The 25,984-nt window shown below is 67.8% G+C and carries 20 protein-coding genes; 9 read left to right on the top strand and 11 right to left on the bottom strand.

The window, feature by feature from the left end:
- Window positions 1-171: 171 nt before the first annotated feature.
- Window positions 172-1,353, bottom strand: coding sequence for a PucR family transcriptional regulator (locus IE660_RS04090; RefSeq protein WP_203567082.1), 1,182 nt, complete (start codon window positions 1,351-1,353; stop codon window positions 172-174).
- Between the two features lie 130 nt (window positions 1,354-1,483).
- On the opposite strand from IE660_RS04090, the gene IE660_RS04085 reads away from it, so the two are divergent.
- Together IE660_RS04085 and IE660_RS04080 are read left to right on the top strand one after the other, a co-directional pair.
- A complete protein-coding gene (locus tag IE660_RS04085) occupies window positions 1,484-2,545 on the top strand; it encodes a PHP domain-containing protein (RefSeq protein ID WP_203567081.1) in 1,062 nt (353 codons plus the stop codon).
- 42 nt (window positions 2,546-2,587) lie between these two features.
- Window positions 2,588-6,022, top strand: coding sequence for a hypothetical protein (locus IE660_RS04080; protein WP_203567080.1), 3,435 nt, complete (start codon window positions 2,588-2,590; stop codon window positions 6,020-6,022).
- Here the strand turns inward: IE660_RS04080 and IE660_RS04075 are convergent.
- Both IE660_RS04075 and IE660_RS04070 read right to left on the bottom strand, forming a co-directional pair.
- On the bottom strand, window positions 6,010-6,585 hold the full coding sequence (locus IE660_RS04075; RefSeq protein ID WP_203567079.1) for a helix-turn-helix domain-containing protein: 576 nt from the start codon (window positions 6,583-6,585) through the stop codon (window positions 6,010-6,012). The genes IE660_RS04080 and IE660_RS04075 overlap by 13 nt on opposite strands.
- A 209-nt stretch (window positions 6,586-6,794) precedes the next feature.
- Window positions 6,795-7,313: a GNAT family N-acetyltransferase gene (locus tag IE660_RS04070; RefSeq protein WP_203567078.1), complete on the bottom strand. Its 519-nt coding sequence runs from the start codon at window positions 7,311-7,313 to the stop codon at window positions 6,795-6,797.
- 146 nt (window positions 7,314-7,459) lie between these two features.
- Here IE660_RS04070 and aceE point away from each other — a divergent pair, with 146 nt between their 5' ends.
- Window positions 7,460-10,207 carry a pyruvate dehydrogenase (acetyl-transferring), homodimeric type gene (gene aceE, locus IE660_RS04065; RefSeq protein WP_203567077.1) on the top strand — a complete coding sequence of 916 codons (2,748 nt, stop codon included), beginning with the start codon at window positions 7,460-7,462 and terminating at the stop codon, window positions 10,205-10,207.
- 85 nt (window positions 10,208-10,292) lie between these two features.
- Window positions 10,293-10,706, top strand: a complete 414-nt coding sequence (locus IE660_RS04060; RefSeq protein ID WP_407928994.1) for a DUF3052 domain-containing protein — start codon at window positions 10,293-10,295, stop codon at window positions 10,704-10,706.
- A gap of 27 nt (window positions 10,707-10,733) precedes the next feature.
- Here the strand turns inward: IE660_RS04060 and IE660_RS04055 are convergent, their stop codons facing one another.
- The 3 genes from IE660_RS04055 to IE660_RS04045 form a co-directional block, all read right to left on the bottom strand.
- Complete coding sequence (locus IE660_RS04055) at window positions 10,734-12,032, bottom strand: M23 family metallopeptidase (RefSeq protein ID WP_203567075.1); 1,299 nt, start codon at window positions 12,030-12,032, stop codon at window positions 10,734-10,736.
- Window positions 12,033-12,148: 116 nt separating this feature from the next.
- Window positions 12,149-12,442 (bottom strand): response regulator transcription factor, encoded by a 294-nt coding sequence (locus IE660_RS04050; RefSeq protein ID WP_203567074.1) that lies wholly within the window; start codon window positions 12,440-12,442, stop codon window positions 12,149-12,151.
- Between the two features lie 60 nt (window positions 12,443-12,502).
- A complete protein-coding gene (locus IE660_RS04045; RefSeq protein ID WP_203567073.1) occupies window positions 12,503-14,344 on the bottom strand; it encodes an ABC transporter ATP-binding protein in 1,842 nt (613 codons plus the stop codon).
- 134 nt (window positions 14,345-14,478) lie between these two features.
- Here IE660_RS04045 and IE660_RS04040 point away from each other — a divergent pair, with 134 nt between their 5' ends.
- From IE660_RS04040 to IE660_RS04030, 3 genes are read left to right on the top strand one after another with little or no spacing between them, the layout of a single operon-like run.
- Entirely contained in the window at window positions 14,479-16,800 is a 2,322-nt protein-coding gene (locus IE660_RS04040; RefSeq protein ID WP_203567072.1) for a N,N-dimethylformamidase beta subunit family domain-containing protein, read from the top strand.
- Between the two features lie 39 nt (window positions 16,801-16,839).
- Window positions 16,840-17,853 carry an L-glyceraldehyde 3-phosphate reductase gene (mgrA, locus tag IE660_RS04035; protein ID WP_203567071.1) on the top strand — a complete coding sequence of 338 codons (1,014 nt, stop codon included), beginning with the start codon at window positions 16,840-16,842 and terminating at the stop codon, window positions 17,851-17,853.
- Between the two features lies 1 nt (window position 17,854).
- A complete protein-coding gene (locus tag IE660_RS04030; RefSeq protein WP_203567070.1) occupies window positions 17,855-18,322 on the top strand; it encodes a GatB/YqeY domain-containing protein in 468 nt (155 codons plus the stop codon).
- Between the two features lie 33 nt (window positions 18,323-18,355).
- Here the strand turns inward: IE660_RS04030 and IE660_RS04025 are convergent, their stop codons facing one another.
- The 5 genes from IE660_RS04025 to IE660_RS04005 form a co-directional block, all read right to left on the bottom strand.
- Window positions 18,356-19,258 carry a hypothetical protein gene (locus IE660_RS04025; RefSeq protein WP_203567069.1) on the bottom strand — a complete coding sequence of 301 codons (903 nt, stop codon included), beginning with the start codon at window positions 19,256-19,258 and terminating at the stop codon, window positions 18,356-18,358.
- Window positions 19,259-19,444: 186 nt separating this feature from the next.
- Window positions 19,445-20,329: a hypothetical protein gene (locus IE660_RS04020; RefSeq protein ID WP_203567068.1), complete on the bottom strand. Its 885-nt coding sequence runs from the start codon at window positions 20,327-20,329 to the stop codon at window positions 19,445-19,447.
- Window positions 20,330-20,386: 57 nt separating this feature from the next.
- Entirely contained in the window at window positions 20,387-21,781 is a 1,395-nt protein-coding gene (locus tag IE660_RS04015; RefSeq protein ID WP_203567067.1) for a WXG100 family type VII secretion target, read from the bottom strand.
- Window positions 21,781-22,587: a hypothetical protein gene (locus IE660_RS04010; RefSeq protein ID WP_203567066.1), complete on the bottom strand. Its 807-nt coding sequence runs from the start codon at window positions 22,585-22,587 to the stop codon at window positions 21,781-21,783. The genes IE660_RS04015 and IE660_RS04010 overlap by 1 nt, the downstream gene beginning before the upstream one ends.
- Before the next feature lie 131 nt (window positions 22,588-22,718).
- Complete coding sequence (locus IE660_RS04005) at window positions 22,719-23,603, bottom strand: DUF2804 domain-containing protein (protein WP_456237011.1); 885 nt, start codon at window positions 23,601-23,603, stop codon at window positions 22,719-22,721.
- A 132-nt stretch (window positions 23,604-23,735) separates the two neighbouring features.
- Between IE660_RS04005 and IE660_RS04000 the strand changes: the two genes are divergently transcribed.
- Complete coding sequence (locus IE660_RS04000; RefSeq protein ID WP_203567064.1) at window positions 23,736-24,608, top strand: formate transporter FocA; 873 nt, start codon at window positions 23,736-23,738, stop codon at window positions 24,606-24,608.
- A 17-nt stretch (window positions 24,609-24,625) separates the two neighbouring features.
- Window positions 24,626-25,969, top strand: coding sequence for an APC family permease (locus tag IE660_RS03995; RefSeq protein ID WP_203567063.1), 1,344 nt, complete (start codon window positions 24,626-24,628; stop codon window positions 25,967-25,969).
- Window positions 25,970-25,984 lie beyond the last annotated feature (15 nt).

The raw sequence follows: 25,984 nt of genomic DNA, 5'->3' as shown, positions 1-25,984 counted from the left end.
TGTCCTTGGGTGTCGCTCGTGCACCGATGACGACGGTCGACGTGTGGGGTTGGAAGATCACCTGAATCGCACCGTTGTGATTCCCCGGCTGCCGGCCCTGGCTGCTTCGTGGCGTGAAACTTCGCGTCGACGGCAACCTTCCCGCCACAGATCGGGATCGACGCCGCCGGCTCAGCGGCGCTGCGCCAGCCGTCCCAGGGTGATCGCCAGCCGCAGTACATAGGCCTCACGCGGGTCCATGGGGGAGTAGCCGGTCACTTCCTGGATCCTCTTGAGCCGGTAGCGCACCGTGTTGGCGTGCACGAACAAGGCCCGGGCGGTGCCCTCGACCGAGCAGCCGTGGTCGAGGAAGCCCACGCAGGTCGACAGCAGGTCGCCACCGGCCTGCTCCAGCGGCCCGTAGACGTCCTGGGCCAGGGTCCGTCGGGCATGACCGTCACCGGCCAGGGCACGTTCGGGCAACACGTCGAGCGCCGACAGGGTGCGAGGTCCCTCCGGCCAGGCCACCGCCGCCCGGGCACCGGCTATGGCGGCTCGGGCCGAGACCGAGGCATCGACCAGGTCGTCCACCAGCGGACCGACCACGATCGGCCCGTCACCGAAGTGCTGTTCCAGTGCGGCCGTGGCGCGCACCGCCGCTGCGGTGTCGACCAGGTCGGGTCCCGACACGATCAGCACCAGCCGGTCACCCTGCAACGCAGCGAGCAACCCGAGCCGCTGCCGCTCGGCCGTGCGGCGCACGTCGTCCAGGGCGGCGGTGGCCTGCTCGGGGGCAGGCCCCACGGCCACCGCGACCTTGGTGCCGGTCACCCAGCCCAGGGTGGAGGCACGGGACACCACGGTCTCGTCGGTCTCGGAACGTACGACGGCGTCGACGACCAGGGCCTCGATCCTGGCGTCCCACGATCCCCGCATCTCGGCGGCCCGTGCGTACACCTCGGCGGCGCCGAAGGCCACCTCGCGCGAGTAGTGGACGATCGCGGTCGACATCAGCGCCCGGTCGTTCTCGGGCAGCAGCACCTGGATCTGCTCCTCGACCACGGCGATCGTGGTGCGCACCAACTCGACGGTCTGGTGCAGGCTGATCCGCCTGGTCAGTGCGCGAGGCGCCGCGTCGAACACCGCGGCGGGGGAGAACTCGTCAGGATGCTCGGCGGCGAACCAGCTGACGAAGCCGTCGATGCCACTGCGGGCGACCAGGGTGATCCACGAGCGTTCCTCGGCGTCCAGGTCGGTGAACCACGGCAGACGCTCGTCCATGGCGCCGACGGCCGCGGTGGTCATCTGGGAGGTGACACCGGCCAACCGTCTGACCGCTGCGCTCCGCTCGGGGTCCTGTCGTGCCTGTGCCATCACCCTCACCTCCTTGGCCGTCGGTCGTCCCGGGGCACGATCCTAGGGCTCGGGGGAGCCGTGCCGGGAGTCGTGGACGTGTCGGCCCCGGGTCAGGTGATCTTGACTGGCGCGCCCTAGAGTGACCGGCATGGACGCTGCCGCACACGATCGACTGACGTCCTCCTCCGGACCGGTCGCACTGTTGCGTGAAGTGGCCCTCTGGCGCGAGCGTGCCCGCGACGACACCCGTCGGGTCGAGGCCTACCGGCGGGCGGCCGACGCGCTCGAGGCGCTCGGACCCGACGAGTGGCAGCTGCTGCACCAGGCAGGCGCTTGGCGCAGCGTGCCCGGTGTCGGTGCCAGCACGGCCGAGGTGATCGAGGCCGCCATGGACGACCGTGTGCCAGCCAAGCTGGCGAAGCTGCGTGACCAGGGCAGGGCGCCGCTCGCCGCGAACGGCCTGCGGGCGCACCTGCGTGGTGACCTGCACACCCACTCCACCTGGTCGGACGGGGGTTCGCCGATCCTGCAGATGGCGCTCACCGCCTCGGCGCTGGGGCATGGGTACCTGGCGGTCACCGACCACTCACCCCGGCTGCGGGTGGCCAACGGGCTGCCGCGCGAACGCCTGCTCGCGCAGTGGGACGAGATCGCGCTCGTCCAGCGCCGGCTCGACGACCAGGGCCACCAGCTGCGCCTGCTGCGCGGCATCGAGGTCGACATCCTCGACGACGGCTCGCTCGACCAGGACGACGACCTGCTCGCTCAGCTCGACGTGGTGGTGGCCTCGGTGCACTCCAAGCTGCAGATGGAACCAGAGGCGATGACTCGGCGGATGGTCAACGCCGTGGCGAACCCGCGGGTCACCGTGCTCGGCCACTGCACCGGACGACGGGTCGAGGTCGGATCGCTGCGGGCCCAGTCGCGGTTCGACGCCGAGGTGGTCTTCGAGGCCTGCCGCCAGTTCGGGGTCGCCGTCGAGGTCAACAGCCGACCTGAACGGTGCGACCCACCCGACGAACTGATCGCCCTGGCTGCCGAGATCGGCTGCGTGTTCAGCGTCGACACCGACGCCCATGCCCCCGGTCAGCTCGACTTCCTCGACCTGGGCGCTGCCCGTCTCGAGGCGGCCGGTGTGGCACCCGAACGGGTGATCACGAGCTGGCCGCTGGAGCAGCTGACGGCGTTCGCCTCTGGGCCCAACTGCTGACCCGCTGGCCCTTCGGGGCACTCCGTCGGGGAGAATGGGGCCATGGCCAACGCCGACATCACTTCTGCCGTCATCCTCCGCCTAGCCCTGTTGGGGGAGCCACTGCCCGCCGACGCGACCGAGTCGTCCGGCTGGGGGCTGGTCGCCCCGATGGTGGCTCGGCAACGTGAGTTCCGGCGGCGGTTGGCCGATCGGCTGTGCCCCGCCGACGAGCGGATCCAGCAGTTCCTGGACTCCTACCTGGCCGAGGCCTCCGTGCGTCCCAAGCTGCCGCGGCGCACCCTCGTCCTCGACGAGCCGGGCCTGGCCCGCGAACTGTCGCTCCCCGAGGACGGGGACGAGGTGAGCTCGTCGCTGCTGTCGAGCTACCGGCTGGTCAACGGCGTGCTGCACAACCCCGCCAACGACCGCCGGACCACCCAAGGCGTGTTCCACATCGCCGAGGGCGGCCTGCCCATCCAGGACGACAAGCTCGCCGCCCCGCTCGAGACCTTCGCGCGGATGCTCGAGTTGGCGCTCGACCCACCCGCCGACGACAAGGTGCTGCCCTGGACCGCCAACAACGACAAGCCGGCGCACGCCCTGGTCTCGCTGCTGCTGCGTCCGCTGGTCGTGCCTGCGGTGCCCGGACGCCCGGCGATCACCATGGAGACCCGGTTCATCGTCCCCGGTGCGTTGGTCGCCAACCTGGACTTCGTCGAGGGCATCTTCGGCAATGCCGGCGACCCCTACCTGCCCGAGAACGACGCCGCCCTTGACCCGGCGACTTGGACCGGTCACACCGGCTGCGTGATCCTCGCCCCGCACCTGACGAAGGTGACCAAGAAGGCCGTCGGCCTGCCGCACGTCGACCAGGCCACCGAGCGCCAGAAGCGCGACGGAATGTGCTGGTCGAGTGAGGACGAGCTCTACAACAACGGCCAGGCCTTCAAGCTGGTCGCGCGTGATGCCCGCGGCGTGGTGGTCACCATGATCGCCGACAACTACTTCGGTTACTGCAAGAAGGAGATCAAGACCCAGATCAGCTACTCGGCCAACATCTACGGCCATGCCGAGGAGGAGCATGCTGGTGGAGCGATCTGCCACTCGGCCTACAACCTGGGTCCGGAGTTCATCGACAAGGTCACCCCGGCCGAATACACGGTGGCCGAAGTGCTCGAGCAGAACCCCGGGCGCTTCGACCCCCAGCCCGAGGGCCACGCCTACGACACCCTGCTGCCCAACCTGGTGCTGGTGCCGGCCTACTCGACCTACAGCCTCAACACCCAGACCGTCAGCTGGGAGCACGAGGGTCAGCGTCACGAGATCCCGCTGCTGGCCGGTCAGACCTACATGGGTCCCAACGGCTACCAGATCCACTCCAAGCAGCGTGAGCTCGACAAGACCCAGTGGCACCTGATCGGCATCTCACCGATCGCGATGCAGTGCCACAAGCCCGCGACGGTCTCCGGCGGTGGCAAGAGCGAGATCTCGAAGTCGCTGCTTGACGCCTTCGTGTTCACTGACCAGTGGACAGCGGACTTCTCCGACGACATCGAGGCCGTGGCCGACCTGATCAGCCAGGACTGGTCGCAGCGCTTCATCGACGAGGGGCAGAACGACGACGCTCGCTCGATCATGTCGCCCGACCGCAGCCTGGGCAGCGTGATCAAGTTGCTCACCCCGAGCTCGCTCTACACCCCCGAGTACAACGAGCGCCTCGCCGCGATCCCGCCGCACATCAAGGAGTTGCTGTTCACCATCAAGCGTTACCACCGTGTGGAGTGGGGTGACGACTGGCGCAGCCACTTCGGTGTCAGCGTGGTCAACGGGCGTCTGGGCAATGTGGTGCGCCTCGACGGCGACAAGGTGATCTCGAACATGCTGCGGGTCGGTTTCGAGGCCGACGGTTCGTGGCGCCTGTTCAGCCTGCGTCCGGACTTCAGCCCGGCCGTCAAGGTGCAGACCGAGGACGACATCACGGCCTCGACCGTGGTGCCGATGCCGGACCACCCGCTGGACTTCTCGAGGCGCACCGGCGCCCGGGCCGCGCTCGAGCAGGCCCGTCAGAAGCCGGGCCGTCCGGTGTCGCGCAAGTTCGTCAAGAACTGTGAGCAGTTGCTGTTCCAGCGCCCCGACGACGCCATCCACCGTGGTTACGACAAGCAGGCCGAGCGCGACATCTCCTCGCCGGGCACGTTCCTGTCGAACTTCCAGCCGATCACCCGGGACGAGGCCCGTGCGATCGTGCGCGACGCGGTGGGGTTCAGCCAGTTCACTGAGCCGATGCAGCAGTTGCTGCGCGACTTCGCGGCCCAGGACGACGACGCCTCACCGAAGTTCGTGGTGAGCTCGGCCAACCCGCGTCTTGTCGACGGCAAGCCCAGCAAGAACCCGCGCTACCTGCAGACCCGGCCAGACCACGCCCAGCCCGAGGCCACGATGATGGCCGAGATGGCGAGCCACCTGGTCAATCACCGCCCGCTGGACGAGTTCTTCCCGCTCCCGGTCGACGTGGTCGCTGCTGGACGACGCAACAACCCGCCCGAGGAGGGCGTGCCCGCACTGTGTGGCTACAACCCGCTGCACTACATGGAGCTGCCGGAACTGTTCATGGAGTTCATCAGCTCGATGACCGGCAAGTCGCCCTCGACGACCGGCGCCGGCTCGGAAGGAGCGCTGACCAAGGGCCCGTTCAACATGCTGCCGTCGATCCTCGACCTCAATGCCAGCCTGTTGTCGTATGCGCTGAGCGGCTATGACGGGTGGGTCTCCAGCGCGGGATACATCGGACCGCACACCCGGATCGACCACGACTTCAGCCTGCTGGTGCCCGAGTTGTTCGCCCGGATGGGGCCGGCCGAGCGCGACGCCAGTTGGTTGATCGAGCAGGGCTACCTCGACGCGGTGCCCGACTTCGAGCACGAGGGTCGCACGGTGCAGGCCAGTCGACTGGGCCACCGGATCAACGAGCGGTTCGTGACCACCTTCTTCGGGCGCATCTTCCTGCACCCCGACAAGGTGTTCACCCCCGAGATGCTGGCGCCCGAGCTGCAGGACCCGAAGGTGTACGCCGACTCGGTCGACGTCGTGGTCACCACCCACCAGAGGGTCGCCCAGAGCTACATCGACGACGGCACCATCGAGTGGGCGGTGCCGCCGCTGCGGGCGCTGCTCGAGGTGATGGCGCTCGGGCAATCCGCCGAGGGATGGACGCTGCACAGCCCGGAGCTTCGCCGGTTGTTCGAGCGCGACGAGATCTTGGCCAGCGACTGGTACGCCGAACGCCTGGACGCCCAGCAGGAACTGGACGTCAACCGGGTGAGTGCAGCTGTCGAGGCGATCAGCCACTTCATCGACGCCGAGGGCAACGTCGAGCCGGTGGGGGAGCTGGGCATGACCACCCGGCTCCGCGACCTGCACGAGCAGCTCGAGCGAGTGAAGTCGGCCGAGCACCGCGAGTCATTGGTGGGAACCCTGGGTCGTCAGCCGCTCTGAGCGGGGGTGTTCCGCTCCGCCAGGAGTCTGCTGCGGGCCCTGACCATCGCGCGTTCACTCTCGCGTTGTCGCCCTCGCTCTTCCAGCACCTGCTGGAGGGTTGGGTGCTGCGGCGCCAACTGAAGTCTTGGGCGTGGACTGAACCCGAGCCGCTCCGCCAACGGCGGGATGTCGCTGCGGCGCCGGTTCACCGACTTCGCGATGCGCGGCTCGCCCGCCCAGCGCCCCCACATCAGGTCGTCCCAGATCGGGGTGGCCACCACGTCGAGGTGGGCGGGGAACCGGCGTCCGCGACGGTCTCGCACGTCGTCGCGCCCGCCCATGGGCGCTGGGTGTACCTGATCAGCGTCGACGACCTCATGGCGCAGGCCGGCCAGATCGAGCATGGTGGCGAACATCGAGAAGGCCGGCTCAGCGGCCCCGGTCTCCCACCGGGCGACCGTGCTGGCACTGACCTCCAGGCGTTGGGCCAGCCCACGCTGGCTGACACCGAGGATTCGTCTCACACGGCGCACGATCCCGGGCAGGTCGATGTCGGGTGTGGGCGTTGCGAGTTTGCCCATCGTCGCTCCTCCTCAGGTGACCACGTGCCGACCGGGAACGGCCGGGACGCCCCACTGCACCGTGGCACCACCGGCTGACAATTCGGCGTCATGGGGCTGTCGAGGCTGTTGATGTCCTGGTCAGAGCACTGGGGGAGTGCTCCGCATCACGGAGCAGTCCGCAAGGAAGTCGGAAACACCTGCTGCAGGTCGCCGGCCGACCGCATGACTCACAGGTCGAGCCTCATCTCCACCTCGTCGGCCGACTCGTCCAGCGGGTAGGGGCGCCGACCCCCGGTGTCGACGAAGCCATGCCGGGTGTAGAACGCGATGGCGCGAGGGTTGTGCTCGTGCACCTCGAGCCACAGCGCGTCCTTTCCACGCTCACGGGCCCAGTCGACGACCGCCTCGAGCATGGCTGCTGCAGCCCGGGTCCCCCGCAGGGCGGGGGTGAGGTAGACCGCGACCAGCCACGCCCTGCCCGAGGGCCGGTCGTCGATCACGACCATCTGGCCCAGCCAGCGGCCGGTGTCGTCGGCGAGCGCGACCGAGCGACTGTTGGGCGCAAGGCGGCGAAGGTGCAATTCACGCCATGCGTCGTCGGAACGCTCCAGCGCGTCCCCGTGGCGCTCGAGGAACGCCAAAGGGCTGTCTGCCAGCATCTCCAGACGTAGGTCCCGGGCGTGTTCCCAGTCGTCGGGTCCCTGGACCAGCAGGGTCAGCCCCAGCGGCTCGTGGGTTCGTGCCATGCCGGGAAGTCAACCACGCAGCGTCGCTCCTGTGACAACTGTTGCTGGGGGTGGAAGACTGTCAGACGACGCACCTGCCGCCCTCGCCGGCGCAGGGTCCCACTACCGCGAGCGCGAATGTGGGTGTTGAGAAAGGACTCTGTTCAGTGACTGACCGAGACGATGCCGGACCCATCCTCAACGGGCTGCCCACGAACCTGCCCGACACCGATCCGGAGGAGACCGGCGAATGGCTCGAGTCCCTTGACGGGATCATCGAGGCCGGGGGACGCAATCGCGCACGCTACGTCATGCTCAAGCTGCTGGAGCGGGCCCGCGAGCGCCAGATCGGCGTCCCCTCGCTGACCAGCACCGACTACGTCAACACCATCCCCCCCGAACGCGAACCGGCCTACCCGGGCGACGAGGTGCTCGAGCGCCAGGTGCGCCGGCTGCTGCGTTGGAACGCCGCCGTGATGGTGCACCGGGCCCAGCGTCCCGGCATCGGTGTCGGTGGCCACATCTCGTCCTACGCCTCGGCCGCGACCCTGTACGAGGTCGGCTTCAACCACTTCTGGCGTGGCAAGGACCATCCCGGCGGCGGTGACCAGATCTTCTTCCAGGGCCACGCCTCGCCCGGCATGTACGCCCGCGCCTTCCTCGAGGGTCGTCTCGACGAGGAGCGCATGGACGGCTTCCGCCAGGAGAAGTCCAAGGTCAAGTCCCTCCCGTCCTACCCGCACCCGCACCAGATGCCGGACTTCTGGGAGTTCCCCACGGTGTCGATGGGTCTGGGCCCGATGAACGCGATCTACCAGGCGCAGTTCAACCGCTACCTGCACAACCGTGGCATCAAGGACACCTCCGACCAGCGGGTGTGGGCCTTCCTCGGTGATGGCGAGATGGACGAGCCGGAGTCGCGCGGCCTGCTGCACTTGGCTGCCAACGAGGAGCTCGACAACCTCACCTTCGTGGTCAACTGCAACCTGCAGCGACTCGACGGTCCGGTGCGCGGCAACGGCAAGATCATCCAGGAACTCGAGGCGTTCTTCCGCGGTGCCGGCTGGAACGTGCTCAAGGTGGTCTGGGGTCGTGGCTGGGACCAGCTGCTGGCCAACGACACCGAGGGTGCTCTGGTCAACCTGATGAACGCCACCACCGACGGCGACTACCAGACCTTCAAGGCCAACGATGGCGCGTACGTGCGCAAGCACTTCTTCGGACGCGACCCGCGCACCGAGGCCATGGTTGCCGACTGGAGCGACGACGACATCTGGCGGCTCACCCGCGGCGGGCACGACTACCACAAGGTGTACTCGGCCTACAAGGCTGCGACCGAGTTCACCGGCGCGCCGACGGTGATCCTCGCCCAGACCATCAAGGGCTATTTCCTGGGTCGCCACTTCGCCGGCCGCAATGCCACCCACCAGATGAAGAAGCTGGCGCTGGACGACCTCAAGAGCTTCCGTGACCGGCTGCAGATCCCGATCACCGACGAGGTGCTCGAGGCCGACCCCTACACCCCGCCGTACTACCACCCGGGGCAGCACGATCCGGCCATCCAGTACATGCAGGGACGTCGCAAGGAGCTCGGCGGCTACGTACCCGAGCGCCGCGACACCTCCAAGCCGCTGCCGCTGCCCGACGACAAGGCCTATGCCAGCGTCAAGAAGGGCTCGGGCAACCAGCAGATCGCCACCACCATGGCCTTCGTCCGGCTGCTCAAGGACCTGATGCGCGACAAGCAGTTCGCGCCGCACGTGGTGCCGATCATCCCCGACGAGGCCCGTACCTTCGGCATGGACTCGTTCTTCCCGACGATCAAGATCTACAACCCTCACGGGCAGAACTACACCCCGGTCGACCACGAGCTGATGCTCGCCTACCGTGAGTCACCCCAGGGCCAAATTCTCCACACCGGCATCAACGAGGACGGCTCGTCGGCAGCGTTCATCGCGGCCGGCACCAGCTACGCCACCCACGGAGTGGCGATGGTGCCGATCTACGTCTTCTACTCGATGTTCGGCTTCCAGCGCACCGGCGACAACATCTGGGCCGCCGGTGACCAGTTGGCCAAGGGCTTCTACATCGGCGCCACCGCCGGCCGCACCACGCTGACCGGTGAAGGCACCCAGCACATGGACGGCCACTCGCCGCTGCTGGCCTCGACCAACCCGGCCGTGGTCAGCTACGACCCGGCCTACGGCTACGAGATCGCCCACATCGTCCAGGACGGCCTGCGCCGGATGTACGGCGATAACCCCGAGCACGTCATGTACTACCTGACGGTCTACAACGAGCCGCTGGCCCAGCCCGCCGAGCCCGAGAACGTCGACGTCGAGGGCATCGTCAAGGGCATGTACCTGCTCAAGGAGGGCAGCTTCGAGGGTGTCGGTGAGGACGCACGTCGTGCCCAGCTGCTGGCCTCGGGTGTGGGCGTGCCGTGGGCGCTGGAGGCCCAAGAGCTGCTCAAGAAGGATTTCGGCGTGGTCGCCGACGTCTGGAGCGTCACCAGCTGGGGCGAGCTTCGCCGCGACGGGCTGGAGTGCGACGAGCAGTCCTTCCTGTACCCCGAGAAGGAGGCCAGGGTGCCGTTCGTGGCCCAGAAGCTGGCCGACCGTCAGGGTCCGGTGGTGGCCGTCAGCGACTACATGCGTGCGGTGCAGGACCAGATCGCCCAGTGGGTTCCCGGGGACTTCATCAGCCTGGGTGCCGACGGCTTCGGCTTCTCCGACACTCGCCAGGCAGCTCGCAGGTTCTTCCACATCGACGGTCCCTCGATCGCGGTGCGCACCCTGCAGATGCTGGCCAAGAACGGTGAGGTTCCCGCCGAGTGGGCGACCAAGGCAGCCGAGATGTACAAGCTGCTCGACGTCAACGCCGGCACCTCGGGCAACGCGGGCGGCGACGCCTGAGCCCGACCCGGGGTGGTGCGCCGATGGGGTCTCTGGCAGGCTGGGGACAGCCGCGCCGGAGCCCCCGGCGCTGAACGAGAGGGTCATCGGCACCGTGGGGACCGAACAGGTCGCATCAGTACTGGGACTGTCCACCGGCATGGTGGTCCAGGAACTGGGCTGGGACACCGACGTCGACGAGTCGCTGCGTGAAGCGATCATGGACGCGATCGACGCTGATCTCGTCGAGGAGGCGCTCGAGGCCGTCGACGCCGTGCTGCTGTGGTGGCGCGCCGAGGACGGCGACGTCGCCGACGCACTGGTCGACTCGCTGACCGACCTCTCGTCCACCGGGACGATCTGGCTGCTCACCCCCAAGGTGGGGCTGGAGGGTCACGTCGAGACTCGTGACATTGCCGAGGGCGTGCAGACCGCCGGCTTGGTGCTGACCGCACCGATCACCCTGGACTCGAGTTGGCAGGCCCAGCGGATCGTCCGTTCGAAGGCCGGCCGCCGCTAGTTCGTCGTCACCAGGTGGACGCCGCCGCTAGTTGGACGGGGCGGGCTCGCTGGCGCTCGGCGCCGGCGGTTGCTGGCTCACGGTGGGATCGACGCTGGCCGGGGCGATGGTCGACTGCTCCGGTGGGGGAGGCTCACTGGGCTGAGCAGGCTGCGTCGGCGTCACTGTCTCGGTGGGCGCCGGGTCGCTCGGCTCCTGCGTGGGTGTCGGCGTGGGTGTCGGCGTGGGGGTCTGGCTCGGCGTGGCAGTCGGTGTGGTGCTGGGTGTCGGAGTCTGACTGGGCGTCGTGGGGCTGGGCGTCGATGTACTGGGCGTCGGCGTACCGGGCGTCGGAGTGTGCGACTGGCTCGGGGTGCCCGGTGACGGACTCACCGAGGGAGTCCCGGACTCGCTGCTGCTGGGTGTCCCCGACGGGGTCTGGCTGCTTGGGTCAGCGGAGGGAGTGGCGCTCGGGGTCGGTGTCGATGAGTCCGACGGACCCGAGGTCACCAGTAGCGAGTCAGGAATGGGGTTCTTCGGCGACGCCTCTCCCGAGAGCCAGGGCAGCGGGTCGACGAAGTTGCCGTCGACCATGACCTCGAAGTGCAGGTGGCAGCCGGTGGAGTAGCCGGTCGTCCCGGTCAGTGCGATGCCCTGGCCCTGGACGACCTTCTGGCCCGGTCTGACGGCGAAGGCCGACAGGTGGTTGTAGGTGGTCTCGAGGCGCTTGCCCTCGACCAGGCCATGGTCGATCACGATCCGGTTGCCGTTGCCACCGCCCCAGCCGACGAAGCTGACGGTGCCGGCAGCCGAGGCGCCCACGGCTCGTCCGCACCCGGTGCCGAAGTCGGTGCCGGTGTGGAGTTTCACGTAACCCAACACGGGGTGGAAGCGCATGCCGTAGTTGGAGGTGACCGGGCCGACCACTGGGTAGGCGAGAATGCCCTTGCCCGGTCGGGTCACCTTGCTGATGGTGCCCGGGGCCAGGTTGGTGGCTCGGGTGACCACCATGACGGAGGTGTCTTCGTGGTTGATCTCAACGGGGTCGACGTCGTCGCCGCGCACGCCTCCGCGGTCGTCGCCGAGCCCGGGCTGGACCAGCGAGCCGTCGTCGGTGCCGAGTGTCGGCGAGGTGGGCTGTTCGGGCGGGGTCGACCACTGCGGTGCGGCCTTGGTCGCGGCCGGTGCCGGCACCGCCGACATCGGCGTGGGTTCGGCGGTGATCTGTGACAGCAGGGTGATCGGGATGATCGCCACCACCGCCACCAACGCCGCTGCGCAGGCATGCGAGAAGACCCCGGGGGCCTCGGCCCGCGGGTGCTGTTCGACTTCGCGGCGCAACCGCATCGATCACCTCATGCGACGACTCTCGTCCACGCTAACCCGGAGCGGAGGCGAAGGGTAAGCCTGCTCAGGATTTCCTCAGCCGACACGCAGGATGACGTGCATGTTCATGGCATTTGTCATGCGTGGTCGCCGAGGTCGGTCAGACCGTGATCGTGGGCGAAGACGACCACCTGCACGCGGTCGCGCAGGCCGAGCTTGCGCAGGATCTCGGCCACGTGCGACTTCACCGTCTCGATCGACAACACCAGTTCGGCGGCGACCTCGGCGTTGGAGTGGCCGCGGGCGAGGTGGGCGAACACTTCACGTTCTCGTGCGGTCAGTTCGTCCATGACCGGCGGACGCTCGGTGCGTGGTCGTTGGGCCGCGAAGTCGGCGACCAGACGACGGGTGATCGGTGCGGCGATCGCCATCGACCTGATCCGGCGCAAGGAACAGGCCGCCTCCTCGTCGTCCTCGTCCAGCTGAGGTTCTCAGCCGGAGATGTCGTAGCTCTGCAGCCGCTTGCGGTTGCGCTTGCCACCTTCGGCCTGCAGCGCCAGCAGTTCGGAGTAGATGCCGCCACTGACCGCCAGTTCGGCCGGGGTACCGATCTCGTCGACCTTGCCATCGCGCAGCGTGACGATCCGGTCGACCGCCGCGATGGTCGACAACCGGTGGGCGATGATGATGCTGGTCCGGTTCTCCATCAGCACGTCGAGCCCCTCCTGCACGAGTCGCTCCGAGCGGGTGTCCAGGGCCGAGGTGGCCTCGTCCAGCACCAGGATCGGCGCGTCCTTGAGCATGGCCCGGGCCACCGCGATCCGCTGGCGTTGACCGCCCGACAACTTCAACCCGCGCTCACCGATCACCGAGTCGTAGTCATCGCGGAAGCCGTTGATGAACTGGTGGGCGTTGGCGCGGGTCGCGACCTCGACCACCTGCTCGTCGGTGGCGTCGGGTCGTCCGTAGGTGATGTTGTCGCGAATCGTCCCCGAGAACAGGGCCGGCTCCTGGAAGACCACGCCGATCGAGCGACGCAACTCGGCCAGGTCGGTGCGGGAGTGATCTCGTCCCAGCACGGTGAGGCTCCCCTCGCGCAGCGGGTAGAGCCCCAGCAGCAGGTTGACGATGGTGGTCTTGCCACCACCGGACTCACCGACCAGGGCCACCTTCTCGCCCGGCATCACCTCGAAGCTGACCCCGCTGAGCACGTCCTCGGCCGAGTCGGAGTAGCCGAAGCTGGCATCCCGCAGCGAGATCACGGGCTGACCGGGGGTGACTGGGTCGAGTGGTGCCACCGCACGCTGGTCGATGTGCATCTCGGTCGACTCCTCGACCTCGTCCATCACCTCGAAGTAGCTGACGCTGCCGGCGATGGCACGCTGGGCGGTGTCGACGATCCAGCTCATGCCGGTGACCGGCTGCTTGGCCATGGTCACCAACTGCAGCAGCATCACCATGGTGCCGACGCTGAAGTCACCCTGGACGGTCTTGACCAGGATGATGGCGTGGACGACGAAGAAGATCAGCGCCAGTGCGGTGTTGCGCAGCACGTCCATCGAGTGCCACCAGCTCGACTGGCGCCTGGTCAGCCCGATCGTCGAGGCGTACTCGCGGTTGAAGCGACGCAGTTCACGTTGTTCGGTGGCAAAGCTCTTGACCACCTTGATCTGGCCGACGACCTCGGCGAAGGCTCCACCTGCGGTGTCGACATGGGCGTTCTTCTGCTTCTCCAGTGCCTGCCAGCGAGGGCTGGTCATGGTGGTGAGCCAGGTGTAGACCGGGAAGATCACGATCAGGGCGACCGCCAGCGGCCACGAGTAGAACGCGCTGATGCCCAGCACGGCGGCCAGCGTGATCAGCATCGGCAGGAAGTTGTTGGCGAAGCTGTTGAGGAAGTTGGTGATCTCGGTGATCGACCGGTTCAGCCTGGCGATCACGGTGCCCGACAGGGTGTTGTCGAAGTAGCGCTGCGGCAGGCGCAGCAGCTTGTCGTAGTAGCGCCCCGACAGGATGGCGCGCAGCCGGGCCGCCATCATGTCGCCCCAGAACCCACCGATGTTGCGCAGCACGGTGTTGAGCACCTCGACCACCAGCAGGGCGATCGCGTAGTAGAGGATCACCCGCACGCCACCCCCGCCACCCTGCAGACCGGCCACCACCTCGTCGGTGGCGCCGCGGACGACGAACGGCGTCAGCAGGGCGGTGACGGCGATCAACACCGAGACCAGGGTGATGCCGAGGTAGTGGTACTTCAGTTCGCCGGCATGGCGAAGGATGCGGAGATGCTGCGCACGGGTCTTTCCTGGAGTCTGGGGGAGCGGTCGGGTCACCGGGACGAGGACAACCGCCCACTCTATTGCCGAATGCAGGGTCAGGGCTGCCGATCTCGGTGTGGTAAGTGTCTCTCGTGCACTTCTCCCAATCCCCACACCCTCGCGCGGGACGGCTTCGACGCACCCTGGTGATGATCCTGGCCATCCTCACCGGTGCGCTGACTTCTGTGGTGGCGGCCCCTCCAGCCCATGCCGAGACCTGGGTCGAGCAGGAGAACCAGCTCCCCGGAAGCTCAGGCTGGAACGTGCCGACCGAGCAGTGGGCCCTGCCCACGCAGCTGTCTGCCTACACCACGGCGGCCTCGGTCACCCCGGGCCAGCCGGTGGTCCTGAGGATCGACAACCGGATCTCCGAGAGCCAGCGGGTGACCGCTTACCGGGTCGGCTGGTACGCCGGCGCAGGCGGGCGCGAGATCGCCCGGTCTGACTGGGCCCCAGCGACCGTTCAGCCGCAACCTCGCCTGACCAGGACGAACAGTCTCGGCGGGGTGGTCAACATGGTGGATGCCTCCGAATGGTCCGACACCATGAGCGTGCCCACCACCGGCTGGCCCGAAGGTGTCTACCTTCTGGTGGTCGAAGAGACCGGTGGCCTGAAGGTGCAGGTGCCGTTCGTCGTGCGCTCCACCGCGCATGCCGGTCGTACCGCGATCGTCGCGGCCCCGCCCACCTGGCAGGCCTACAACCGCTTCGGTGGGTACTCGGCGTACACCGGCATGCTGGACGACGGGTCCGCCCTCTCGAGCACCGCACGGTCCCGGATGATCTCGCTCAACCGCCCGCTCGACCGCGACTACGGCGTGGCCCACTTCATGATCATGGAGCGAGCTGCTGTCGTGGAGGCTGAGAGGACCGGGGTCGACCTGTCGTACACCACCAGTGTCGACATCGCCCGTGACGGGTCCGCTCCACACCGGGGTGCCCGAGCACTCATCGGACTGGGACACGACGAGTACTGGTCGAACTCGCAGTGGGCCTCCGTGCGCGAACTGCGCGACGCGGGTACCAACCTGGTCTTCGCCGGGGCCAACACGTTGTGGTGGCGCATCCGCTACGACCAGGACCTGCGCAGCTACGAGATCTACAAGTTGTCGAGTGAGGACCCGGTCAAGACCCCCGACCAGACGACGACGAACTTCTCCACCAGCTACAGCCTGAGCCTGCTGGGTTCGCGCTACTCCTGCTCGTCACTGGTGGCGCCGCTGGTGGTCATCGATCCCTCGTTCTTCCTGTTCAAGGGCACTGGTGCGACCAAGGGTTCGACCTACCCGGCCCTGCTCAACATCGAGGTGGACAGCGCCCAGAAGTCGACCAGCAACCCGGCGAACCTGTCCATTGCGGCTCGTTCTCCGTTCACCTGCCGCGGGACGACGGCGATGAACGCCGACCTCACCTACTACACCGTCCCCTCCGGGGCAGGCGTGGTGAACTTCTCCACGATGGGCTTCGTGGTCGCCCTCGACGACCTGAACCGGGACCGCTTCCCGATGCCACAGGAGTCGATCGACTTCGCCCGCCAGGTGTTCCGCAACGCCGTCGTCGAGGCCTCCGCCGGCCCGCTGGGCCGGACGCACATCCCCTCGGGCAATGCTCGGTCGATCCTGGAACCGGTCACGGTGCCGCCGCCGGCGCCGGAGGACTCCCCGCTGAACATGCCCGAGGTCACCACCATCGTGCCGACCGTCCGCGGCAGCGGCGTGTTCGGTGACATGACCGGAGACCGTCGCGCCGACATCATCGGTGTGACCAAGGCGACCGGCGACCTCCAGCTCTACGTCACCGGAAACGGACCGACTCTGACCTCGCAGGGCAAGGTCGGCAGTGCGTGGCAGGTGATGACCTGGATCAGCCCCGTGCACGACCTCAACGGCGACGGACGAGTCGAGCTCGCCGCTCGGCGCTCCGACGGCACCCTGTGGCTCTACCCGGGATCGGACCGGGGTCGCTGGCGCGCGCCGACCCGGATCGGGTCGGGCTGGAACAGCATGTCGCTGCTCACCGTCTCTCCCGACCTCAACGGTGACGGGCGTCCCGATCTGGTCGCTCGCTCCTCCGACGGCAAGCTCAAGCGCTACGGCTTCACCGGGCTCGGCAAACCGCTCACCCCCGGTGTCCAGGTGGGCCACGGCTGGCAGTCGATGACCTCATTGGTCGCGGTGGGCGACCTGTCCGGTGACACCAAGCCCGACATCGTGGCAGTCAGGTCTGACGGTTACATGTTCACCTATGTGACCACCCGCACCGGCGGCCTGGTGTTGCTTCGCCAGGTGGGTCACGGCTGGCGTGGCTTCACCCACATCCTGTCGCCCGGTGACATGGACGGCGACGGGCGCTACGACCTGGTGGGGGTGCGGGCCGACGGGACCATGTGGTACTACCGCAACGGTGGCCGTTACTGGACCACCGCCCGCAGGATCGGGCACGGGTGGACCACGATGGCGCTGCTGGCCTGACCGCCCCCTCACCGTGTGCGTCGTCCTAGACTCGAGGCCATGACCGCCTACGTTGCTGCCGCCGACCGCTATGACGACCAGATGACCTACCGCCGCACCGGCTCGTGGGGTCTGAAGCTGCCCCTGATCAGCCTCGGGTTGTGGCAGAACTTCGGCGACGTCGGCTCGTCGCAGGTGCAGCGCGAGATCCTGCGGCGCGCCTTCGACCGCGGCATCACCCACTTCGACCTGGCCAACAACTACGGCCCGCCCTACGGTCAGGCCGAGCTGAACTTCGGCGCCCTGTTCGCCCAGGACTTCAAGCCCTACCGCGACGAGCTGATCATCAGCTCCAAGGCCGGATACGACATGTGGCCCGGTCCCTACGGTTCCGGCGGTGGCACGCGGAAGTACCTGCTCGCCTCACTCGACCAGTCGCTGGCACGGATGGGCCTGGACTACGTCGACATCTTCTACAGCCACCGCTTCGACCCTGACACCCCGCTCGAGGAGACCATGGGTGCCCTCGACCGTGCCGTGCGCTCGGGCAAGGCCCTGTACGTGGGCATCTCGTCCTACAACTCCGCCCAGACCCGTGAGGCGGCAGCGATCGCGCGCGACCTCGGCACGCCGCTGCTGATCCACCAGCCCAGCTATGCCATCACCAATCGTTGGATCGAGGACGACGACCTGCTAACCACCTGCGCAGACGAGGGCATGGGCGTGATCTCGTTCTCGAGCCTCGCGCAGGGCCTGCTCACCGACCGCTACCTCGACGGCATCCCTGAGGGGTCACGGGCCTCGCGCGGTGGGTCGCTCAAGTCCGACCAGATCACCGACGAGAAGCTCGCCCAGGTGCGTGCACTCAACGAGATCGCCCAGGGCCGCGGCCAGAAGCTCGCCCAGATGGCGTTGGCCTGGGCGCTGCGTGACGACCGGCTCACCTCGGTGATCATCGGTGCCAGTTCGGTCGAGCAGCTCGAGACCAACCTAGGCACCCTCGACCGGCTCGACTTCACCGAGGACGAGCTCACCGCCATCGACGAGGCCTCGGGCTTCGGCAAGGAGAACTGACGTGGCTGCCCTCAAGGACCGGCTCAAGACCGACCTGGTCACCGCGATGAAGGCCAAGGACGAGGCCGCGAAGTCGAACCTGCGGATGGCCATCGCGGCGATCGCCACCGAGGAGGTGGCTGGGTCGGCCGCCCGCCAGCTCAGTGAGGCCGAGGAGATCGCGATCGTCACCCGCGAGGTCAACAAGCGCAAGGATGCCGCCGAGGCCTACGAGTCCGGTGGTCGTCCCGAACTGGCCGGCAAGGAACTGGCCGAGGCCGAGTACCTCGCCCGCTACCTGCCCGAGCCGCTGACCGCCGAGGAACTGCAGGCGATCGTGGACGAGGAGGTGGCGCTGGTCACCGAGGCCCTCGGCGAGAAGCCGACCATGAAGCAGATGGGACAGGTGGTCAAGGCCGTCAACGCCCGCGCCGCCGGACGAGCCGACGGTGGGACGATCGCGGGACTGGTGCGCAGGGCCCTCGCCTGAGAGGCCCTCGCCAGCTGGCCTGGAGCGGGCGACCTAGTTGATCGGCTTGCCGTCGATGTCGACTGTGACCTCCTGGCCGCCTCCACCGGCTGTGATCACTGGCCCACCTGAACCACCGCTGATGACGATGCTGGAGTAGCTCCCCAGCGGGGAGACTGCCTTGTCAATGGCTCCGGCCAGCTTCTCGGGGGTGACTCCTGCCAGTGAGAACGTTGCCCCGTTCTCGCCCTTGCAGCCGGCGCTCTGGAGCCACAGCCCGCGTTCATCGGCGATGGCCGCCGTCCGCAGCACCGATCCGATGCACGAGTCGCTGACCTTGGCATTGAGTGAAACAGAAGGAGTCCTGGTCGCTCCCGAGCCACTGCTGATCCGGATCTGGGTGAAAGCAGCTTGGTCGCCGAACAGTGCACGTCCTTCGGCGAGCAGCGCGGTGACACCTTCTGCCGAAGCGAAGTCGGCCACCCCCTTCAGTTCCTGGCCGTCGAGCCGCTGGCGCTTCACCTCGTTCTCGTTCCCGCAGTCGGCCGATGAGTAGAACTTGCCGCCCGGGGTGACGGCGACCCAGACCGATGGGTTCTGGTTGTCACAGTTGATCCCCTCGGCCGCAGCCGCGTACTCCGTGACCGGGAACTGTGCAGTCGGGACCGCCTTGGACAGGCCCAGGGAGTCGTCGTCCATGGTGTGATCGCCCTTGTGGTTGTAGCGCGACGCCTTGCCGTCCTTCAGCACAGCCACGTCGGCGTAGGTCACCTTCCCGTCGCCCACCGTCATCTCGGCCCACAGGATGGCATCGACACCGGACTTCTCAGTGATCGTGGCCAAGACCTCCGCAGGGGTCGAGGCCCCGCCCAGGACCGAGCAACCGCTCTGGGAGAGCAGCAGTGTGCCGAGGGCAACTCCGGCGAGCCAGCGACCGGCGGTGTGTGTGATGTGCATCGACTCTCCTTGAGCAGGGACGATCGGGCAGTTCGGCTCACGTGCTCCGCCAGCCTAGCCACGCCCAGTACCACACGCCCAGAACCTGAGCAGGGCGCTGGCGCGCTGGCGAAACTCGCCGCGTGCTCCTGGAACGCGACAGCGCCGGTGCAGACCGCCCCGGCGCTGTCGTGGATCGACCGATGGTCAGATGTTCATGTCGATGCCTTCACCATCACCGGTGTCGTAGTTGCCACCGACGTAGCCGGAGTTGTACCCGAGCGCGCTGGTGTTGGCCGCGTCAGCTTCGACTCGCATGGTGATACCCGGCCACTGGCCAGAGTCCTGCAGGTTGACAGGCGCGTTGGTGACGGTGTCGATGTCGGTCGTGAGGCGCTGTGCGGCACTCGCCCAGTCCGACGCGTAGGGGTCGACGACCTTGTCAAGCCAGGTCTTGAGCGCCTTGAGGTTGTTGACCAACGTCATGGTGTGCTTGGCATACTCATACTGGTCCCACGGAGTCCCGCCCACTGTCGGGCGGGTCCAGAAGCCGCCCTCCACAGACTTCTTGGAGTAGCCCTCGGGCATGTACTCCTTGACGTCGAGCACCGAGTCACGGGTGCGCTGGTAGATCCAGGCATTCATGGTGCCGGCTTGGTCGACCGCCATGCTCTGCGCAGTCGCCAGACCGCTGAGTTCCTGCAGCGCCTTCTTCTGGGTCGGGAGGACGTTCTTGTACTCCTCGCCGCCAGCGCCGCCCCAGTCGTCCATCTCGAGGTGGGTCTCGACGTTCTCGCGAACGGTGGTGACCTTCGTTCGCACCTCGTTCCATGCGTCCTTCTGAGCCAGCAACTTCTTGGCAACGTCCTTGTTCTGCTCGAACGTCCCCTTGAAGATGGCATCGATCTGGGGGATCAGGCTCTCCAGGTCGGTGCCGATCTGGGTCAGCTGGGTGGTGAAGGTCTGCTCGTCGTCACAGGCGTAGTGCTCCTTCACCTTGTTGAAGCAGTCCTCGGCCTCGGCCTTCTCAGCCGACCAGATCGAGGGCCCGTTGGTCTTGATGGAGTTCCACGGATTCATGATCTCGTACATCGTGACGATCGTGGGCCCCGCCGACCCGCCGCCTCCGTCAGCAAGCATCACCATTGGTCAGGCCTCTCCTTCATTCACGTTGTTGCTGGCCTCGATGTGCGCTGTGGCCAGGTCTCGGTAGCCCTTGGCGTCACGGGCCAGCCCGGTCCCGATCTCGGTGAAGACAGTCGACGCGCTGCCCGCCCACGTCCCGCTGGTCGACTGCAGCGTGCTGTAGTTCGTCGCCGGCGGCGTCACGAACCCCAGCCCACCGTTCGGAGGAGCTAGTTCCGAGGTGACCGTCGTCTGCACCTCGGTCATGTCACTGGCCAGCGTGGCCCACCCCGAGCCAGCGGTCTCCATGGCGTCCGGGTTGTGGGCCGTGGTGGCACCGCCCCCTCCGCCACCGCCGCTCGGTATCGAGGGGGTCGACATTCCCGGACTACCCGGCCCGCCAGGTCCCGTCGGCTCCGACAGCTTGGGGATGCTCGGCTTCGGAGGTTCCGTCAGCGGAACAGGTTGCGTGTTGTTGTCGCCGTAGGGGGTGTCGTCCTCGGAGTCGGGGATGCCGTCGCCGTCGGAGTCGCGCTTCGGGCGGTCGCCGTAGGGGGGGTCGTCCTCGGAGTCGGGGAGGCCGTCGCCGTCGGAGTCGCGCTTCGGGCGGTCGCCGTAGGGGGGGTCGTCCTCGGAGTCGGGGAGGCCGTCGCCGTCGGAGTCGCGCTTCGGGGGGTCGCCGGCGGGGGTGTCGTCCTCGGAGTCGGGGATGCCATCGCCGTCGGAGTCGCGCTTCGGGAGGTCGCCGGAGGGGGTGTCGTCCTCGGAGTCGGGGATGCCGTCGCCATCGGAGTCGCGTGTCTTTGGGTCGTACCCGCCGGGGTTGTAGCCCTCGTCGCCAGGGAAGAGATCGGGCACTCCGTCACCATCGGTGTCGATGCCTCCGCCGGCGAAGGTGTCGGCGATGCCGTCACCATCGGTGTCGAGCCCCGAGGTACCTCCCAGCCCAGCCGCAGAGCTGCCGCCGCCGAAGCTGCCGGCTCCCAGGCCACTACCGAGCCCGGCACCGCCGCCGACGCCCGCGCCGCCACCGATGCCCGCGCCGCCACCGATGCCCGCGCCGCCACCGATGCCCGCGCCGCCACCGATGCCCGCGCCCCCGGCTCCGGCGCCGATGCCTCGAGCACCCATGCCGGCCGCACCCATGCCGGCCGCGTTCATGCCGGCTGCGTTCATGCCAGCAGCCCCGCCGCCGGCACCTCCGCCCATCATGCCGGGCGGCATCATCATGGGAGCGCCACCAGCACCCTTGTTACCAGCCTTGCCGCCAGCCCCGTTGGGGTCGATCAGGGTCTCATAGATGTCCAAGTCGACCAGTGCGTCATCGCTGTCTGAGCGATAGCCCTCGACGCCGCTCTCCTGGGCGCGCTTCACCTGCTCGTCGTCAACCATGGGATTGGCTCTCCTCTCATCGCTCATCAGTAGAATCCTCGCCTCATCAGTGCCCTCAACTCATCTCGGATGGCTGATCTCTCCTGCCGCAGCTCATCACGCTCGCCCGGGACATAGGTCGACTCGCCCTTGGAAGCCATCGCCGCTCCGGCGGCCGCCACGACGGCGTCGCACACCTCACGGGCGCGGCTGCCCTGCAGCCATGTCTCGTCGAACGTGACGTTGTCGTACTTGCCAGTGTGCGCCACCGTCACGCTGACCTTGCCTCCAGCGGCGCGGCCCACACCGGCCTCGCCCTCCCAGTGGCCGTGGCCCTCGTCGTCTCTCAACGCCTCGAAGCGCTCGTGCACCTGCATCGAGCGCTCATTCAACCGCGCCATGGCAGCCCATGAGAGCGGCTCGCGCGCCTCGGGCAGGTCGTCGGACCCGTCGAGGTCGACCGTGGTGTTCTCCTGGTGGATGCGGTCGTAGTTGTTGATGCCCGCGAAGGCAACACCGAAGGCATGGCCGAGCTGAACCGCCCCGGCCTTCCCGCCGTTCACCCGGGACAGCTTCTCGCGCCAGTTGGGGGAGACCCGAACCTTGGTGATGACCTTGGAGTCGTTGATCCAGACCCGGACGACTCCCAGCGGGTCACCGAAAGGGACCTCGTAGTTCACCTCACCGTTGTGCGGGTCGACCCGCACCAACGGAGTGCCGTACTCGTCGTCTTCCTGCTCGCCGACAGCTCCGCCGGCATGGGTCTGCATCGGGGCCAACGGGTCGAACTCATCGCTCTCCTCGGTCAGCCCAAGGTCTTCGAGCTCACTCCACTGCGTCACTCGTTCCTCCATGCTCGTCCTCCCGCCAATCATCGTGCCATCTGTCAGTGTCAAGGCTGTCCTGACGGATCCCGCTCAACGATGGACGCCACGGTTCCCGCCCAGGGGTGCTGGTGGTCGATGTCGACGCCGCTGTCTGAGCCTCACCATCGGTTACGGACGTCCTCGGCGAACCCGAGGACGTCGGCCACCTCGATCGTGCCCTGTGTGGTGCGCACCGTTCCCGACCAGTGGCCGAACACCTGGTGGGCCGCTGACGAGACGAGCCTGCGGTCGGTGCGTGAGGCGTGGTCCCAGAACGCGTTCTCGCGCGCACCGGTTCCGTCGGTCCACCGGCCGCCGAACTGCAGGCCCACGGCGCGTCCATCGGTGGCATGGCCCGCGCCGGCCGCCCAGTTCCACCACAGCGAGTACGGCCAGCGACCGCGACCGTGGTCGAGCACCGCCCACGACACGCTCCCGTCCAGGTCGTGGCGGGTGCCCTCGAACTCGATCCAGCCGGTGGCCGGGCGCAGCGGGTCCTTGATGGTGTGCTGGAAGCGGGTGTCGCCCCAGGGCACCACGACGCCCAGCGACTCGCCCGCACCGAGGCGTCCGGCCGTGACGTCGAACTCCACACCCTGGGTGCGGGCCCGGAGCCTGGTGCCGTCGGGCAGTTCGTCGACCCGGCCCGACAGCGAACGTGAGTGGTAGTTGCTGGGGCCGCCACCCAGTGAGCCGGGGATGGTGGTGCCGAGCGCCATGGGCACGACAGCGGTCCGGTCGACGGTGCGCCCGGTCGAGATCTGGTGGGCCCAGACGGTGTGGACGCCGGCGTAGTCGATGTCTGACAGGGTCAGCGAGGCCAGCAGGTCTGGCGTCATCACCAGCCAGTACTCCCAGCGCTTGTTGCGCCCGCGTCCTCGCCAGCCACGCTTCAGTCCGGAGGTGTCGTGCAGTGGTCGACGGCTCCAGCCGACAGCGCCCCGATTGAGCCGCCCGTCGGGGTCGACCAGTGACACGGGGGAGGTGATCTCTCGGGCGTGCACGCCCCACGATCTCACGCACACTTCAGGGGCGGGGCAGCCCACGAGGACCAGACCTGCGTTGCTACGATGACGCAAGGATTTCTGACGAGTTCTTGGGGCGGCAACGACGCCTCCACGGGAGGGGCTGAACAGATGGATGACGTTGCGGCGAAGTTGAACATCGTCCCGCCGGCCGGGATCCCGGCTGTCACCGAGGCGGCCATGGTCGCCACGGCCACCAAGGGTCGCTTCGAGATGTTCGTGCTGGCCATGAGCGCCGGCGCCCTGATCGGGATGGGCTTCATCTTCTTCACCACCTCGCAGATGGCTGCGGGCACCCAGGAGTGGTACGGGCTGACCAAGGTGGTCGGCGGCCTGAGCTTTTCGGTCGGCCTGGTGCTCGTGGTGCTCACCGGCGGTGACCTGTTCACCTCGACCACGATGTCGATCGTCCCGCTGATCCGGCGCAAGATCGCCTTCAGCACCTGGGCCGCCCACTGGGGCGTGGTCTACCTGGGCAACCTGGTGGGCGCGGTCGGGCTGGCCGCACTGGTGCTGCTCGCCGGCACGCCGATGCAGGGGCATGGTGCATGGGGTGCAGTGGCCGTCAACAGTGCCAACGCCAAGGTCTCGCACACCTGGCTGCAGGCCTTCATCCTCGGCATCCTGGCCAACGTGCTGGTCTGCCTGGCGATCTGGACCTCCAACGCCGGCCGGTCCCTGGTCGACAAGCTGCTGGCGATCACCGGCCCGATCGCGCTGTTCGTCGCCAGTGGGTTCGAGCACTCGGTGGCCAACATGTTCATGATCCCGATGGGGCTGTTGGTCAAGAACTACGGCGGCGACACCTTCTGGAACTCCCCGGGCGTCCAGGCCGCCGGGTTGACCCGTGAATCAGTCAATGACCTGACGCTGTCGTCGTTCTTCCTCGACAACCTGGTCCCGGTCACCCTGGGCAACATCGTCGGCGGGGCGCTGCTGGTCGCCGTCTTCTACTGGGCGGCCTACACCCGCCGCGAACACTGACGACGCGGCCCCTGCTCGTGCATCGTCTGCGTCGGATCGACGTCATCGCCCTGGTCGTGGGCGCCATCATCGGGTGGGGGTCGTTCACCCTGCCCGGCTCCCGGTTCCTGAAGCAGTCCGGGGTCATCGACACCGCGCTCGGCCTGGGCATCGGCGCCCTGGCGGTGGTCTTCATCCAGGCCGGGTACCACGTGATGATGGACGAGCACGCCGACGAGGGCGGCGAGTTCAGCTACGCCTACCGCCACCTGGGACGAATGCACGGCTTCGTGGTCGGCTGGTCGCTGCTGCTGGCCTACATCAGCCTGGTCGGGCTCAACGGCACCGCCTTCGTGCTGGTGCTTCGCCGGGTGTTCGGTGACCAGGTCTCGGTGGGTTACCTCTACTCGGTGGCCGGCTACCCGGTGCACGCCTCCGACATCGCCATCGCCAGTGCCATCATGATCGCCTTCGCCTGGCTGAACGTGCGCGGCCTCAAGGGCAGCTCGCGCACCCAGAACATCCTCGTCCTGCTGCTGGTCGGCAACGTGGTCACCCTGTTCGTGCTGATGCTGTTCGTGGTCGACCTGGCACCGTTCGCGACCACCTACGTCAACGGCTGGCAGATCTCGTGGGCACGAGTCGGCAGTGTGGTGGCCATCGTCCCCTTCCTCTACGTCGGCTTCGACGTCATTCCCCAGGTCGCCCGCGACCTCGGCTTCGAACCGGGCAGGGCGACTCGGCTGGCGGTCACCGGCATCGTCGTGGGTGCCTCGCTGTACGCGATCCTCAACACGATGACGGGCCTGGTCTTCGCCCCCGACGAGGTGGACGCGGTGACCTGGCCCACCGGTGCAGCAGTGCAGGACGCGCTGGGCCCGATCGGCCTGGCAGCACTGATCGTCGCGTTGGCGGGTGCGGTGATGTCGGGTCTCAACGCGTTCACGCTGGCCTCGTCCAAGCTGATCGCCTCGCTGGCCAACCACGAGTTCCTCTCGCCCCGCTTCGGTCTGCGCAACCGGGTGGGCGTGTTCGGTTGGGCGGTGGGTCTGGTGCTGGTGATCAGCCTGATCGCGCCGTGGGCCGGGCGCGAGGTGGTCAACTACATCGTCAACATGTGTTCGGCGCTGACCGCTGTGGCCTACCTCTACACCTGCCTGATCTCGACCAGGATCGCCGACCACACCGGCGCCCGCATCCGCTCGGCCGTGGGCGTGCTGTGCGCCTTGGGCTTCCTGTGGCTGCTGTTCTGGCCCACGTCACCGGGCAGGCTCGGAAACCTCGAACTGGTGGCCCTGGCGGTCTGGGTGGCGGCCGGAGTCGTCGTGGCATGGCTCGCCCGGGGGCGGCACGTGGAGGTGCCGGCTCCCCGGGCGTGGTGAGTGCGGTGTTCGTGC

The organism is Aestuariimicrobium ganziense, from assembly GCF_015352975.1.
Classification (GTDB): domain Bacteria; phylum Actinomycetota; class Actinomycetes; order Propionibacteriales; family Propionibacteriaceae; genus Aestuariimicrobium; species Aestuariimicrobium ganziense.
Note: the sequence above shows the minus strand (reverse complement) of the source record. Positions and strands in the feature narration are given on the sequence as shown.